Source organism: Ruminococcus sp. AF17-12 (assembly GCF_003479245.1).
Classification (GTDB): Bacteria; Bacillota; Clostridia; order Lachnospirales; family Lachnospiraceae; genus Blautia_A; species Blautia_A fusiformis.
This window is the reverse complement of sequence record NZ_QUGY01000021.1, coordinates 36,475-50,748: the sequence shown is the minus strand read 5'-3', so window position 1 is coordinate 50,748 and position 14,274 is coordinate 36,475. Positions and strand designations below refer to the sequence as shown.

13 protein-coding genes are annotated in these 14,274 nt (G+C 45.6%); 3 read left to right on the top strand and 10 right to left on the bottom strand.

Annotated elements, in window-relative coordinates; genetic code table 11:
- Positions 1–1,125: 1,125 nt before the first annotated feature.
- Positions 1,126–1,545, top strand: a complete 420-nt coding sequence (locus DWW77_RS16865; RefSeq protein ID WP_044962367.1) for a PPC domain-containing DNA-binding protein — start codon at positions 1,126–1,128, stop codon at positions 1,543–1,545.
- Here DWW77_RS16865 and DWW77_RS16860 read toward each other — a convergent pair.
- Positions 1,535–1,861 (bottom strand): hypothetical protein, encoded by a 327-nt coding sequence (locus tag DWW77_RS16860; protein ID WP_114002674.1) that lies wholly within the window; start codon positions 1,859–1,861, stop codon positions 1,535–1,537. The two genes, DWW77_RS16865 and DWW77_RS16860, sit on opposite strands and share 11 nt — an antisense overlap.
- Positions 1,862–2,129: 268 nt before the next feature.
- On the opposite strand from DWW77_RS16860, the gene DWW77_RS16855 reads away from it, so the two are divergent.
- Positions 2,130–3,209 carry an NAD(P)H-dependent flavin oxidoreductase gene (locus DWW77_RS16855; protein WP_118609182.1) on the top strand — a complete coding sequence of 360 codons (1,080 nt, stop codon included), beginning with the start codon at positions 2,130–2,132 and terminating at the stop codon, positions 3,207–3,209.
- Between the two features lie 86 nt (positions 3,210–3,295).
- Here DWW77_RS16855 and queF read toward each other — a convergent pair whose 3' ends face one another.
- The 9 genes from queF to DWW77_RS16810 form a co-directional block, all read right to left on the bottom strand.
- The gene (queF, locus tag DWW77_RS16850) at positions 3,296–3,790 is read right to left on the bottom strand and encodes a preQ(1) synthase (RefSeq protein WP_059086405.1); all 495 of its coding nucleotides are present in this window, start codon (positions 3,788–3,790) and stop codon (positions 3,296–3,298) included.
- Positions 3,791–3,832: 42 nt separating this feature from the next.
- Positions 3,833–4,549 (bottom strand): 7-cyano-7-deazaguanine synthase QueC, encoded by a 717-nt coding sequence (gene queC / locus DWW77_RS16845; RefSeq protein ID WP_270391407.1) that lies wholly within the window; start codon positions 4,547–4,549, stop codon positions 3,833–3,835.
- A 19-nt stretch (positions 4,550–4,568) separates the two neighbouring features.
- Positions 4,569–5,237, bottom strand: a complete 669-nt coding sequence (gene queE / locus DWW77_RS16840) for a putative 7-carboxy-7-deazaguanine synthase QueE (protein ID WP_118609180.1) — start codon at positions 5,235–5,237, stop codon at positions 4,569–4,571.
- Positions 5,234–5,683 carry a 6-carboxytetrahydropterin synthase QueD gene (gene queD, locus DWW77_RS16835; RefSeq protein WP_021976186.1) on the bottom strand — a complete coding sequence of 150 codons (450 nt, stop codon included), beginning with the start codon at positions 5,681–5,683 and terminating at the stop codon, positions 5,234–5,236. Before queD ends, queE begins: the two co-directional genes overlap by 4 nt.
- A gap of 273 nt (positions 5,684–5,956) precedes the next feature.
- A complete protein-coding gene (locus tag DWW77_RS16830) occupies positions 5,957–7,612 on the bottom strand; it encodes a YecA family protein (RefSeq protein WP_118609179.1) in 1,656 nt (551 codons plus the stop codon).
- A gap of 122 nt (positions 7,613–7,734) precedes the next feature.
- The gene (locus tag DWW77_RS16825) at positions 7,735–9,258 is read right to left on the bottom strand and encodes a glycoside hydrolase family 32 protein (protein WP_118609178.1); all 1,524 of its coding nucleotides are present in this window, start codon (positions 9,256–9,258) and stop codon (positions 7,735–7,737) included.
- A gap of 52 nt (positions 9,259–9,310) precedes the next feature.
- Positions 9,311–10,996 (bottom strand): type 2 periplasmic-binding domain-containing protein, encoded by a 1,686-nt coding sequence (locus DWW77_RS16820; RefSeq protein ID WP_021976189.1) that lies wholly within the window; start codon positions 10,994–10,996, stop codon positions 9,311–9,313.
- Positions 10,997–11,012: 16 nt separating this feature from the next.
- Positions 11,013–11,909, bottom strand: coding sequence for a carbohydrate ABC transporter permease (locus tag DWW77_RS16815; RefSeq protein WP_015526648.1), 897 nt, complete (start codon positions 11,907–11,909; stop codon positions 11,013–11,015).
- An 11-nt stretch (positions 11,910–11,920) separates the two neighbouring features.
- Positions 11,921–12,859 (bottom strand): ABC transporter permease, encoded by a 939-nt coding sequence (locus tag DWW77_RS16810; protein WP_015526649.1) that lies wholly within the window; start codon positions 12,857–12,859, stop codon positions 11,921–11,923.
- A 298-nt stretch (positions 12,860–13,157) separates the two neighbouring features.
- Between DWW77_RS16810 and DWW77_RS16805 the strand changes: the two genes are divergently transcribed.
- On the top strand, positions 13,158–14,186 hold the full coding sequence (locus DWW77_RS16805; protein ID WP_059086410.1) for a LacI family DNA-binding transcriptional regulator: 1,029 nt from the start codon (positions 13,158–13,160) through the stop codon (positions 14,184–14,186).
- Positions 14,187–14,274 lie beyond the last annotated feature (88 nt).

Below are 14,274 nucleotides of genomic sequence, written 5' to 3'. Positions count from 1 at the left end.
CGTTGTTGACTTTTGTCTGTATGCTGCGGTACTCAGAATGGAACGTTGTGCCGATCTGGTTTCTGTATTCTTCGGTACTTATAGTGGTACGCTGGGCCGATCTATTCCCTGTATTCTTCGATATTTATAGTGATACGCTGGGCCGATCTGGTCCCTGTATTCTTCGATATTTATGGTGATACGCTGTACCAATCTAGTTCCTGTATTCTTCGATATTTATGGTGATACGCTGTGCCGATCCCGTTTCTGTATTCTTCGATACTTATAGGAATATCCTGTACCAGTCTTACATTTCAGGACAGGACGCCCAATCCGCTTCCATCCCCCGCATGTTTTTTCCTGTCGGTTGGAAGCGTCAGCCAGAGGAAGGTGGCATCGGGCCGGGCTGCTGCGGAGGAGGGGTGATTACTACTTGGGCTGCGGGAGACGGCGTTATTGCGGCAGGGTCTGCTGTCTGAGCCGCAGGCGAGTTCTGGCCCTGCCGCAATGCTTTTAGCCGTCTCACGGAGTCCTAGTAGTATCCCCCGACGGAGTCCCTGCCCGGAGCGATGCCTCCTTCCTCTGGCGTCCTTCGACTACATCCGCCTCTCAAAACCTCAAATAAATCCACGACTGCATCCACTCCCGGAGCGATGCCTCCTTCCTCTGGCGTCCCTCAACCACATCCACCTCTCAAAACCTCAAATAAATCCACGACTGCATCCACTCCCAGAGCGATGCCACCTTCCTCTGGCGTCCCTCAACCACATCCGCCTCTCAAAACCTCAAAAAACATCCCCGACTGCATCCACTCCCGGAGCGATGCCACATTCCTCTGGCGTCCCTCAACCACATCCACCTAACGAAACCTCAAAAACATCCCCGACTGCATCCACTCCCGGAGCGATGCCTCCTTCCTCTGGCATCCCTCAACCACCTCCCCCTAACGAAACCTCAAACGTATCCCCGCCTACCTCCAATGCTAAGAGCAGACATCAAAAAAAATCTCTCGCACAGGCATGTGACTCCGACATTCTCTTTCCCATGTCTTCCGAAAAAAAATAAAATGTATTATACTTATTGACAAGCGGATAAAAACATCCGCCGCTGTTTATGGCAAATATCACACAAAGGGAGGTTTTTATCATGGAATACAGACGTTTCGGAAACACGATCTATCTTCGTCTTGATCCGAAGGAAGAGATCCTGGAGGAGATCGGCAAGGTTGCAAAAAAAGAGAATATCCGCCTTGCACAGGTCACAGGCCTTGGCGCCATCAATGATTTCACTGCAGGCGTATACAACACAGTGACAAAGGAATACCACTCTATTCAGTTCCAGGGAGCGTTTGAAATCGTATCACTTACCGGTACCGTTACCCGCAAAGACGGTGACGTTTATCTTCATCTCCATATCGCAGCCGGTGACGAGGAAGGCCATGTACACGGCGGTCATCTGAACCGTGCCATCATCAGTGCTACTGCCGAGATCCAGATCCAGGTGATCGACGGAGAGATCGGCCGCGAGTTCAGTCAGGAGATCGGTCTGAATCTGTTTAAATTCTGATTTTGCCAGAGGGATTCCGAACACAGTCTACTGCTTTACAGTTTAAAAATTTCATCACACATAAAAAGGGTGAAACTACACAGCATAATGCTGTCAGCTCACCCTTTTCTTTAGCTTCAATATTGCCCTCTTCCGCAATATCTGCAATGCTGTCACTGCTGTCTCCAAACCCTTCCGCACTCTCTGTCACGGTTCCGGCTTCCGCCAGCGGCATTTCCTCCTGTGCATAGGCCGTCACTGTTCCCGCTGACAGAGATGTGACTGTCACGGACGCCGCAAGCAGCCAGGCCATGATGGTACTCGTCTTTTTTCGCATACCTGTTCCTCCCTTTTCCTCTAATTCACTTTACAGTTTTCTGTAAAGCTGATATCACTGTGAATTTGTCTGATATTTTCTGTTCTGTCAACAAAGTGGATTTTAACAAAATCTGGTCAAACAGCTATTCGCAATTGAAGCAGAGGACTTCCCTGATTCACCGACATTTACATTGACAAATTCCCCTGTTATGATATACTTTGATGATAAAACTATTTTATACTAAAATTATTTAGCGAAAGCAAATGAATGTGAGGATCTGATCATTATGAAGAATTTTAAAATCGGTGATAAACTTACGAGATTTCCCCTGATCCAGGGTGGAATGGGCGTTGGTATCAGCCTTGGCCGTCTGGCAGGCACCGTTGCAAAGGAAGGCGGGATTGGAATCATTTCCACCGCTCAGATCGGCTACCGGGAAAAGGATTTCGACCGGAATACCGAAGAAGCCAACCAGCGGGCTATCCTGTCCGAGATGAAAAAAGCACGCAGGATTTCTCCTGACGGTATCATCGGCTACAACATCATGGTCGCACTGAAGGAGTACGCATCTCATGTAAAAGCCGCTGTCCAGGCAGGCGCTGACCTGATCATCTCCGGCGCAGGACTTCCTACAGAGCTCCCTGCTCTTGTCAGCGGAAGCAAAACAAAGATCGCCCCCATCGTCTCAACGGACAAATCTGCAAAGGTCATCCTGAAATACTGGGAAAGAAAGTACAGGCGCACTGCAGACCTTGTGGTGATCGAGGGTCCCCAGGCAGGCGGTCATCTGGGCTTCCACAAGGAAGAGCTGGATTCCTATACACCGGAAGCCTACGACAATGAGATCCGAAAGATCGTCCAGACCGTAAAAGGCTATGCCGCAAAATTCGGCACGGAAATCCCTGTAGTAGCTGCCGGCGGCATCGCCACTCACGAGGATGTAAAGCATGTCTTTGATCTTGGTGTGGACGGCGTTCAGGTTGCCACCCGTTTTATCCCAACGGAAGAATGTGACGCAGACATCCGGCTGAAAGAATCCCTGATCCACGCCGCAAAGGACGACATTGCCATTGTAAAAAGTCCGGTAGGTATGCCGGGACGTGCCATTATGAATCCCTTCATGCAGCACGTCATGGCCGGAGAAAAGATCCCGCACAGTCCCTGCCACCGCTGCCTTGCCAAATGTTCCCCCGGCGAGATCCCTTACTGCATTACAGACAAGCTGATCGCCGCCGTAAAGGGCGACGTGGAAAACGGCCTGCTGTTCTGCGGAGCAAAGGCCTATATGGCAGATAAGATCGAAACCGTGCACGATGTGATCGCTGATCTGTTTGACACAGAATCGGAGTGCATCCGGCTGTCATAAAGATAAACCTGCGCCGCTAGGCGCACCTAAACAAAAAGCCCCTGCTTTCATTGCTTTTCGCAGTGAAAACAGGGACTTCTGTTTTTCTACCGGTTATCGATCTTTTCCGGGTACATGTCATGCTCTGCAAGGCGTTTCCAAGCAATCTCCTCCCATCTGGTTCCGGCTTTTCCGTAATTGCAGTATGGATCAATGGAAATGCCGCCTCTCGGCGTAAATTTTCCCCAGACCTCAATGTACTTCGGATCCATAAGACGGATCAGATCCTTCATAATGATGTTCACACAATCCTCATGAAAATCTCCGTGATTGCGGAAGCTGAAAAGATACAGCTTCAGAGATTTGCTCTCCACCATTTTTTCACCGGGTACATAGGATATCGTGATCGTTGCGAAATCCGGCTGTCCGGTAATGGGACAAAGGCTTGTAAATTCCGGGCAGTTAAATTTTACAAAGTAATCGTTGTCCGGGTGCTTGTTCAAAAATGTTTCCAGTACCTCCGGAGCATAATTGTCCGGATATTTTACTTTCTGATTTCCGAGAAGGGTGATCCCTTCTTTTTCCAGGTTTTCTCTGCTCATATTTTTTCCTTTCTATGGTCAGGCGGATATTTATGATCCGATCTATCTGTCAAGTGCCGGGTCCTTCACTCCATTGAGCCGGAATGCCTCTGCTCTGTCAATACAGGTTCCACACACACCGCAGGGCTTTTCGCCGCCTTCGTAACAGCTCCAGGTCAGTTCATAAGGAACATTCAGCTCCAGGCCGGTTTTTACGACCTCTGCCTTTGTGCAGCTGACAAAAGGCGCCTCAACCTTCAGCTGGCCGCCGCTTCCCTGATAGATTGCCTCGTTGATCGCATTGTGAAATGCACTGCTGCAGTCCGGATATGCATTTCCGGCTGCATCATCCGCATGTGCTCCGTAATAGATCACACTGCAGTTTTTTGACAGCGCAATACTTGCTGCCGAGGAAAGAAACAATCCGTTCCGGAACGGCACATAGGTTGAAACCGGTGAGCCATCGGTTTCCTTCAGCTGCTCTGCATAGCTTTCGTGCGGGATCTCTTTGTCTGAATGCTTCAGAAGCGAACAGTCACTGTACCGGAAGATCGGTTCCAGATCCAGATAAAGATGCTCCACTCCGTAATATTCTGCTGTTTTTCTGGCAGCCTCGATTTCTTTTGTGTGCTTCTGTCCGTAAGCTACTGTTAATGCAATTACATTCTCTTTTCCATATTTGTTTACGGCAAGCCCCAGGCAGGTGGTGGAATCCACACCGCCGCTTGCAAGTACAAGTGCTTTCATAGCGTTCTCCTTTTCTGCGGTATTTCTTGTTATATTGTGATATGTTTTCCTGTCATACTCCCCGTTTCTGCGGGTCCCAGATCACCTTATGAAGCTGGATCTGAAGCTTTACATCGTTGAGCTTTTTTTCCATAAGGAAATCCACGATCTCCACCGGCTGGATCCTGCCGAAAACAGGGCTGAAATAAACTGCCGTTTTTCCGACCAGCCTGTACTTTTCCAGGATTTCCAGGGCTTTTTCCATATCTCTGCGGCTGCTGACCACGAATTTCAGCGTATCCTCACTGCCCAGAAGCTCCAGATTGGAAAGGAGCATTTCTTTTTCCATGCCGCTGTCCGGTGCTTTATAATCCATGGTAAAGGACGGACGTTTTTTTAATATATGATAAGGCTTCAGATCCACACTTCCATTGGTCTCAATCTCCACCCGCCGGGATGGATCCTCCAGGATTGCCTCGATCAGCTCCTCCATCCCTTTCCGTAAAAGTGGTTCCCCGCCTGTAAGTGTCACATTTTTTACACCTGCCTCGCGGATCCAGGAAAGGATCTCTTCTTCTGTCAGCCTTTCACTCTCACATCCCGGCTCATTTGCCCAGCTGGTATCACAATAGCTGCACTGAAGATTGCAGCCCTTAAACCGGATAAAAGCGGCAAGCTCTCCTGCCCGTCTGCCCTCTCCGTTGATGCTGACAAATTTCTCGACAACCTGATAGGTACTCATAGCCATACCGCCTCCGTTTCTTCTTCCGTTTCCCGGTAAGCTGCACAGTTATTTGGTGTTTCGTAAACAACAGCTCTTTTTACAGGATAGCCCTTTTCTTCCATTTTTCTGAAAAAATACTCTGAAAAATTCTCTGCTGTAGGACGAAAGGGAACCTTCACCAGATGAAAGCCTTCTTCATCCAGTGCTTCCAGGGTTTTCGGACGTAATGTATTTTCTTCATAGATCAGCGTGTGATCCATGGAATCTGCCAGCTCCCGAAGATCCTTTTTCAGATCTCCGAAGTCTACCAGCATCCCTCGCCCCTGGCCGTTTTTCTCCAGTTTCCGGCTTTCGATCTCAATCTCCACATGCCAGCGATGGCCATGGATATTGGAACATTTGCCGGTGTAACCGGACAGAAAGTGTGCCGAATCGAAATCTGCTTCTGTTTTTAACTGATACATAAATTTTTCCTCCTTCTGGATCTGTCACACCACCCGAATATTTCCATAAATAAAAAAAACCGGGATTCCCGGCCTTGATCCAGTTAAAGTAAAAAAAGGGCAGACCCGCCACGAGTCTGCCCTGATTCTCACATCTTCTTCAGCCCTGGTTTTATTTATAGACAGGATGGTACAAACGAACTGTCTTATATTTAATTTGTATGATATCCCGGCGATACTATCTCAAAAACTCAACTGTATCAGCTCCGGAACCACTGTAAATTTCCTGCGGAACTATCTTCTTCCGCAGCACTTCTTATATTTCTTACCGCTTCCGCACGGACACGGATCGTTGGGATAGATTTTTCTTGCAGATGCCGGCTGCATCGGCATTGCTGTCGGCACAAAGCTGTTCGGCATTGCAGTGTGCGGCTTGCCTGTGGCAAACGGCCATACTGCTCCTGAGATCTCATTCGGTGTGTAACCGCGGAATTCCAGCATTCTTGTGTTATTGTTTGCCTCCATGATCAGCTTTGTAAATTTCTCAAGCTGCTCATCGTTAAACTGGATCCCCTTCTGGTTCAGGTTTTCCATGATCGCTGACATTCTGCCATCCATGGAGCATTCTTTGTAAATAAAGAACAGTACCTGATCCTTCACTGCATCGGAAACCTTCATCTCATCCAGCAGGAATCTGCCCAGTCTCTGGTAAGAAGCAGATTTTGTCGGATAACCGTTTTCGGAATAATCCAGGATCTCATCTACTGACGGAATATAGAATTTCCGTCCGCCCTGACGTCTCTCGATATCCTTGTAGATGTTATTGACCAGTGCGGATTTCAGGATCAGCTGATCCTCCGCAAGCTCACAGATGCAGGCCTTCTCCGGAATGGTATGATACAGCTCGATGAAGCTGTCATATCCGATGTCAAAGCCTTTTCTCTGCTTAAACATCTCATATACGGTCTTTGCCGGTGCAGATACATACAGATAGCTTACCATAATAAGACAATCCTTCAGCCAGTTTACCTGGCTGCGAAGTGTCCGGAATTCCGGTGTATTGATCTGGTCGTAAACAGCTGCAACCTCTGCCGGAACTTCTGCGTAATCATCACTGTAGGAAACAAGGTAGCCCATATCGTTCAGCCACTCTAATGTATTCCACTCATCCTCTGCAACATGGAAGCATTTTCTCTGAATAGCCGCCTCAAAAGCCAGTACTTCCTGATCGTCTGCTACGAGGAAGCTTGCTTTCATAACCTCCGGTTTAAGAACCTCTGCGGCAACCTTTGCGGCGATCTCTTCCTGCTCCATTCCCCTGCAGTGAAGTCCAAGCTCACCTGCAATGCTGAGAAGGTCTTCTTTACGATAGGACATGAGGAAATCTTTTACTGTAGGATTTCTTCTGCTGCCTGTGGCTGCCTCATCTGCTTTTGCAGCTCTGGCTGCTGCCTCTACTGCTGCTACTGTTGCAGCAATGTCTTCCGATGCTTTGGCTGTTTCCGCCTCTGTCTCAACTGCTGCAGTGCATCCCAGCTCCGGTGCCTCTGTCCAGTACGGATCATCCTCACCCTTTACTTCTTTTATAATAGAAGGAGCTTCTGCTGTTCCCTCGTCTTTCTTCTCAATATCAACTCTGTATTCCGGAGCTTCCTTATCCGCGCCATACTGACGGAAGGTAAACCATTTCTCGGAATCCATAAGCTCTGCAGTCTCTGTCTCGCCTGCATTTAATAATGTGAAATTATTCTTTGCTTCTCCGTCACCATTCTCACGGATCTGTACTTTTTTCTGAAAAAATTCAATCTCATATAGGCTGCCTGCCGGATACTGAACCAGTTTTTCAAGCATGGCTGCCATCTTTGCAAATGTAACGTCAGCCGCAACAGTACAGCGTCTCCATACCGGCGGTTTCGTTCCTTTTCTTGTGATTTTTAACTGATAAAACATTCCTGTGTTCCTCTCCTGTAAATATATGCCGGATCAGAAGATACGAATAACTCCTGATCCGGCGTAAGCAACTTCCCCTATGTTATACAAAAACAGGGAAATTGTCAATATTTGAGAGGCTTCTACAACACAATATCATATTTCTCAACCTGGATCACAGCATTTCCGTCACTGTGAAACAGAATCTCATCTGCTTCCACTGGTGTTGGAATCACGGTAGTCGCAGTTTTGCTTCCATCATTGATAAAAAGCTCTATGGAGCTTCGATCCAGGATAAAACGCAGCTTCAGATTTTGTCTGTCATCTGTGATCTGGAGCTTTCTTGTACATACAACATCACGCTGCACCCCGCTCCAGGTTCTGTCGATCTCCAGTATCTGTCTTTTTCGATCATAGGTAAAGACCGTTGTATATTCTTCATTGCGTGCAAGCTCGATCCGGAACTCATTGTACACATCCAATGCTTCCTGATTTAGATTTCCGGAGTTCCTGCTTCCATCCATGATGCCATCTGCGTTCTGCAGTTCCACAGTCAGATCGATCATTCGGCCACGGACGCCTTCAAGGCTTAAGCTCTCACCCACTTTTACATTCTCATAACAGCAACGGTTTTTCCGATAATTCTCAATTTCCCGGACCGGCTTCTGCCAGATCTTTCCGTCACGATATTCCAGCTCTCTCGGAAGAGTCATCATTCCCTGCCATCTCTGCTTTTCCTTGATCACACAGCTATCCCAGGATTTCATCCAGGCGATCATCACTCTTCTTCCATCTGGAAGAAGGGTTGTCTGCGGCGCATAAAAATCAAGTCCGTAGTCCAGACTTACCGGTGCGTCTTTTTCAAATGTATGTTTTTCGCTGTCATAATCTCCCGTAAAATACAGGGAATTATGTCCATTATGAAACTCATACCCTTTTGCACGCATATGCTGCGGAGAACAGATCAGCACATGTTTATCCCCGAGCGGAAAGAAATCGGGGCATTCCCACATAACACCGATTTCTCCTGTGGAGTTCTCCGCAAGAATTGTTTCAAATTTCCATTCTTTCAGATCTTTACTGGAAAACAGAACTACCTGTCCAGGAATTTCTTCGCTGCGGCATCCTACGAGCATATGGTATGTTCCGTTATCTTCCCATACCTTCGGATCACGGAAATCAACTCTGCTGCATTTCTCCGGAAGCATATCCCCGGTGACTACCGGATTTTTCTCTGCCTTTACATAATCTTTTCCGTCACCCCAGGCAATGCACTGATTCTGCCGGACTTCTTCTTTTCCATCCGGCAGCTTTTCTGTTGTAACTCCTGTGTAGATCAAAGCCTGTTTTCCATCCGCTTCAATAGCACTTCCGGAAAAGCATCCCTCTCGATCATATTCCTGATCCGGTGCAAGCGCTGCAGGAAGCTGCTCCCATCTGATCATATCCTCCGTCACACTGTGGCCCCAGTGCATAGGGCCCCAGTCACGGCTGTAAGGATGATACTGGTAAAAAAGATGTACCTTTCCTTTAAAAACAGAAAATCCATTGGGATCATTGATCCAGCCAACCGGTGCAGATACATGAAAGGCCGGTTTCTCTTCCTGCGGGATATTTTTTGCTTCCTCTATTTCATAAAGACGTGCTTTTTCAAGTTTTTCACTCATACTCTGCTCTCTCTTTCTTTTTTATGTTTCTGACCGGTATCTTTTTCTGTTTTTATTTCTCTGTCTCACTAAGAGACTTCTGATACTGGTCAAAATATTTCTGTTTGATTGCCAGATAATCAGACAGTCCATACTGCTCCATCTTTTTCAGATAGGAATCCCATTCTTTATCGATGCCGCCATTCAGGATCCAGTCTGCTTTTTTCTGTTCCGCATACTTCTTGATATCCGTGTCGTACTGAGATACCTTATTGGTATCATCAATACTCATAAATACATTCGGATACACATATTTACTGTTCATATCCTTAAGATATGTTTCGTGCATATTGTCGAGACGCCATTTTGCATCTGCCGGCTCTGTTACATATACATCGTAATACTCGTTAAGTATTGCCAACGGTCCATTTACAGACTGTGCTTCACGAACCTCTACCGGAGATGCATCTCCCAGATCCATATGTTTCAGCATCTGGCCACCTTCTGCATTCTCGGACATCTCAAAGATATTAAATGAATCTTTTTCCCCGTAAGTACCCCAGTTATTCTGCGGAGACTGGATCGGTGCATACATCTGATCGATCCATGCTGCTGCCAGTGCCGTATTCCGACAGCTTGTAGTCAGAACGCAGCGTCCTCTGTCAAAGCCACTGGTTTCACTGTTATTCTGTCTTGTGATATTTACAAGACCATCCGGACCGGCCAGCGCCGGGAGCATTACATAATCTTCATTGTTATCAATATTTGCAATATCCCAGGTGAAACACAGACCATATCTGTGGTTCTTACCTTTTGCAACATAAGTTGACCATTCCTGGGTAAAAGCCTCCGGATCCACCAGCTTTTCTTCTACCAACTGATGGAGCCACTGAATACCTTCTTTATAGCCTTCCTGTACAGTTGTATAAATAACGGTTCCATCATCTTTCACTGCAAAATGATCACCGGTGTCACCATATCCTTCTCCGAATCCGTTGATGAGAATTGCAGGATCCTGATCACCATTATTGATGATAAAGGACATCGGGATCACACCACCCTCAATGTTGAATTTCTTTTCCAGTTTATCTGCATTGTCGCGGAAAGCGACCAGAACCTGTTCCAGTTCCTCAGTTGTAGTCGGAACGTCCAGCTTCAGATAATCCAGCCATTTTTTATTAATGTAGGGAATATCTCCAATTGCCTGAATGGCTTCTTTCCCCGCACCAAGCTGCTCGATCCATGGGAAAGAATAAATATGTCCGTCCGGTGCTGTACACATTGTTCTGTATTCCGGGTATTTTTCAAATACAGCCTTAAGATTCGGCATGTATTTATCAATGAGATTTTCTACCGGAATAATGATTCCCTGTTTGGCATAACGAAGAAGATCATAATCACTCATCCCTGCGTTAAAAAGTCCATCCGGAAGATTTCCGAACTGTGCCAGCGCCAGATTTTTTTTGTCATCAAACTGATCCGACACAAAACAGGTCCAGTCAATGTGGACATTGGTCTGCTTTTCCAGTCTTTTAAAAATCGTTCTTTCATTAGGTTCCTGTGTAGATGTTGCAGGTGCACTGGTAATAAAAGACAGCTCTGCTTTTTCTTTCAGAGGAAAGGACACATCTTCCACCGGGATATCCGGATCTGTTTCTGCTTTCATGTGTTCTTTTCCGTTTCCACATCCGGCACTGCATACCATTATAATTGCAGAAAGCCCGATTGCCAATAATGCCTTCATTCTTTTTTTCATCATTATCAACCTCCTGTCATCAGCCTTTTACAGAACCAACCATAATGCCCTGGTCAAAATATTTCTGGAAGAATGGATACATGATCAGAAGCGGTAAACTTGATACAATGATCGTAGCATATTTCAGAAGTTCCGCTACCTTTGCCATCTGTGCAGTACTCTGGATATCTGCGATCATTCCGGGCTGCGGTGTATTCTGTACAAGGATGGAACGAAGTACCAGCTGCAATGGCTGCAGTTTCGCATCATTCAAATAAATCATAGCATCAAAATAACTGTTCCACATTCCTACAAAGGACCACAGTGCAAGCACTGCGATGATCGGTTTGCATACCGGCATCATAATCTTGAAAAAATGCTCGATTTCCGTGGCACCGTCAATGGCAGATGCCTCTCTGAGTTCCTTGGGGATAGACTGATAATAGGTTCTGGCAAGGATCATGTTCCAGACATTAAACGCACCCGGAAGCAGGATTGCCCAGATTGTATTTACCAGATGCAGCTGATTGATCAGGATAAAAGTCGGGATCATTCCTCCACCGAAAAACATGGTAATGAGAAAAATAACATTGAAGAAATTTCTTCCCACAAATTCTTTCTTGGACATTGGATATGCTGCCAGCAGAGTTACCAGAACTGAAATAATGGTAAACACCAGGGAATAAAAAAATGAGTTTGCAAAGCCTCTCCAGATCATATTATTTTCAAGAACTCTGCGGTACGCATCGATCGTCCACTTCCGCACATCAAAGCTGATCCCCTGGCTGTTCAGCACATTCGGATCCATAAAGGATGCGATCACAACATATAAAAGCGGAACCAGAATGGAAAGTACAAATGCACCCAGAAGTACGTATCCGATTCCTAAAATGGCTTTGTCAGATGCCGAATATTTCTTTTTCTTTGCTTTTGCCATAACAGCACCTCCTATAATCCCTCTCCGTCATTCAGTTTCTTGACTACCCAGTTTACAAAGATCAAAAGAATTACATTGATCACTGAATTAAACAGCCCCACTGCTGTAGAATATCCATAGTCTCCATTCAGAAGACCGATTCTGTATACATAAGTAGAAAGAATCTCAGATGCAGGGAGGTTCATATCTGTCTGCAGTGCATATGCTTTTTCAAAACCAATGCTCATAATATTTCCGGCCTGAAGGATAAACTGGATCACAATGATGTTTTTAATAGCCGGAAGCTGTACATACCAGATCTGCTGCAGGATATTTGCTCCATCCACCACTGCTGCCTCTTCCAGATCCTTACTTGCATTGGCAAGTGCTGCAGTATACATAATGGATGCCCATCCGGCTGTCTGCCAGATTCCGCTGGCTATGTAAATGGTACGAAATGCTGCCGGCATAGTCATCCAGTTGGCATCGGAACCGATCAGTTTATTCAGCGGACCTACCGGTGAAAGAAACATACGAACCATACCGCAGAGTACGATAACGGAAATAAAATTCGGCGCATAGATCAGAAGCTGAATTTTTTTCCTGATCCCGGCTCTCCGGATCTGATTCAGAAGAAGTGCCAGGATGATCGGAATCGGAAATCCCCACAGTAGTCCGTAAATACTCAGTTTCAGAGTGTTCACAAGATAATTCATAAAATCCGGTGATGCCAGAAATCTCCGGAAGTATTCCAGTCCTACCCATTTGCTTCCAAATACACCATCAATGACATTATAGTCCTCAAAAGCGATCAGTACGCCACCCATGGGCACGTATTTGAAGATGATCGTCAGAAGAAGTGCAGGCAGCAGAAAAAACACATACAGCTGCCAGTTCTTTTTCACATACTGAAGCTTTTCTGCAGCAGTTCTTTTTCCTGCCGGAACAGCTTTCGCAGAACCTTTTTTCATTCTCTTTTCCTCCCTTTTTTGTTCTTTCGTTCTTGTTTAGCAACCGGTAAAGTAACCGGTTACTTTATAATTTGATACTACTATATGACATAGCTTCTGTCAACCTTTTTTGTTAATTTATTCAAGAAAAGTTACCGGTAACTTAACTGGTTATTTTTTTTATTGCTATTTAACGTCTGTATTGTTATACTTAATTACATCAATCCAATTATCCTGTACGGTCTGCAGCTTTCTCTTATATGATCACATCTGCATTCCGTATCATAACTTTCTGCTATTAAAAGGAGACTATTTTTTTATGGCTAAAAAACAGGTAACATTTGCTGATATTGCAGAATACACTGGTTTTTCCAAGACTACGATCTCCAGATATTTCAATCATCCGGATTCTCTGACCCTGGAAAATCAGGAAAAGATCGCAAAAGCCCTTGATGAGCTCGGCTACAGAAAAAACAAGCTTGCCAGGGTTCTTGCCAATGGAAAAAGCGAATTTGTAGGGATCATTGTCCCGAACCTTTATCTTCATTATTATTCCGAAATGCTGACACAGCTTCTTCGAAGTTACTCCGATTATCATTACAAATTTCTGGTTTTTGTCAGTGATGGCGGCCCGGAGAAAGAAATGCAGTATCTGGACGAGCTGATGGCTTATAAGATTGAAGGACTTATTGTTCTCAGCCATACTCTTTCCTCTGAAAAACTGGCTTCCTATAATATTCCTGTGATCGCCATTGAACGTGAAGCGGAACATATATGCAGCGTTACAACAGACAATTACATGGGCGGCATGCAGGCTACTTCTCTGCTGATACGCAATCAGTGTGATGTACTGATCCACATCAATGTCCATGTACCTGAGAATATTCCGGCTTATGACCGTATCCGTGCCTTTGAGGAAACATGCCGGGAATATCATGTTCCTTATGAACTGAACCTTAATGTTTCCGGTGATTCCTATCAGGAGCTTTTTGAACAGATGCGTGTGATCTTTCAGGATATTGACAGTAAATATTCCGGTCAGAAAAAAGGCATATTTTTATCCAATGATACTTACGCAAATATATTTCTCAATCTGATCTTCCAGAAATACAACTGTCTGCCGGATGAATATCAGATCATCGGATTCGATAATTCACCCATTGCTGCGGAGTCCATCATTCCGATCACTACTATTGGACAGCAGATTGATGTGATCGCACAGACTACCATGGAACTGCTTGTGGAACAGATGAACGAAATGAAGAAAAGAAAACCGGCACCGCTTCAAAAACCGATCCACAAAAAGATCACTCCGGTTCTGATACGACGGCAGACAACCGGAGACTGAAAATACTTACAACATTTTTCCATATTCCATAACAACCCGTATATTCATGTACCGGAAACTTCATGCTATAATTCTGTGGAAAAATGTC